We start from the raw sequence: 982 nt of genomic DNA, 5'->3' as shown, positions 1-982 counted from the left end.
GCACAACAACTGGACCACTACGAGGGGCTCACCTCAGCCCTTCTTGGTCTGGTGCATCTGCGGATCACGCTCACCGGTGGCGTTCTTCGTCGAGGGCGGCGCGGCGATGATCGTGGCGTCGATGATGCTGCCCCCGCGCATGATCCAGCCTTCCTTGTCGAAGATCTCGTTCTGCGCGTCGAACAACTTCTGCGCGAGCTTGTGCTCCTCGAGAAGGTGGCGGAAGCCCAGCAGCGTGGTCGCATCGGGGACCTGCTCGACAGCGAAATCCAGACCCATGAAACGGCGCATCGCATAGGAGTCGTAGATCGCTTCCTCCACACCCTCATCCGACAGCGAGAACCACACCTGCAACAGATACATCCGCAGCATTGTCTCGATCGGCTTGGCTTTGCGACCCCGCTTGCCGGGAGCGTCGGTGTAGTAATGCGGCTCGATCAAACCCACCCAGAGCGCCCATGGGATCGCAGCGTCCATCATCTGGAGAAACAGCTCACGGCGAGAGACCCGCCGACGGTTGCCGTACTCGATGTCGGTGAAACTGGGCTGCCCGCTGTCCATGCCTGCGATCATCTCGCAGCACCGGCCACCCAACCAGCCGCCAGGCCGGTCGGCCGGTCGGTCGAATAAATCAGCGCTTCCCTATACGGGCAAAGACATCGTCGGGCTCATCCTGCGAACCGTTCTGACGGTCTTCGAGGATTTCCGCTACGAACACGAGATCGGCGCGCCGGAAGCCGATCGTCACGCGCTGACCTTCGCCACCGCCGTTGACGGTCTCCAGTTGCAAGGCTGCGACTTCGTCCACACCAATGCCGACGGCCTGATCGACGAGTTCACCGTGATGCTGCGGCCGCTCAAGGCCGTGCAGGCTTTCGCCGCGAAGATGGGCGCGGCGTTTCAGGCCGCCATGGCTGGTCAAGGCCCGCAATCCGACCGATGACCGATGTGCCGTCGGCGCTCATTGTCAGCGGTCACGTAA

The 982-nt window shown here is 62.5% G+C and carries 2 protein-coding genes; one reads left to right on the top strand and one right to left on the bottom strand.

Translation table 11 applies throughout. The features are described from left to right. Window positions 1-33: 33 nt before the first annotated feature. Complete coding sequence (locus tag KIH27_RS22130) at window positions 34-561, bottom strand: IS5 family transposase (protein WP_214095091.1); 528 nt, start codon at window positions 559-561, stop codon at window positions 34-36. On the opposite strand from KIH27_RS22130, the gene KIH27_RS22125 reads away from it, so the two are divergent. Beyond that, complete coding sequence (locus KIH27_RS22125) at window positions 560-943, top strand: nuclear transport factor 2 family protein (RefSeq protein WP_214095090.1); 384 nt, start codon at window positions 560-562, stop codon at window positions 941-943. The two genes, KIH27_RS22130 and KIH27_RS22125, sit on opposite strands and share 2 nt — an antisense overlap. Window positions 944-982 lie beyond the last annotated feature (39 nt).

Source organism: Mycolicibacter acidiphilus, assembly GCF_018455725.1.
In the GTDB taxonomy this organism is placed as follows: domain Bacteria; phylum Actinomycetota; class Actinomycetes; order Mycobacteriales; family Mycobacteriaceae; genus Mycobacterium; species Mycobacterium acidiphilum.
Note: the sequence above shows the minus strand (reverse complement) of the source record. Positions and strands in the feature narration are given on the sequence as shown.

Excerpts from the sequence above, each read along its gene's own strand:
- KIH27_RS22130 (WP_214095091.1), bottom strand. The coding sequence starts at position 561 with ATGGACAGCGGGCAGCCCAGTTTCACCGACATCGAGTACGGCAACCGT.
- KIH27_RS22125 (WP_214095090.1), top strand. The coding sequence starts at position 560 with ATGCCTGCGATCATCTCGCAGCACCGGCCACCCAACCAGCCGCCAGGC.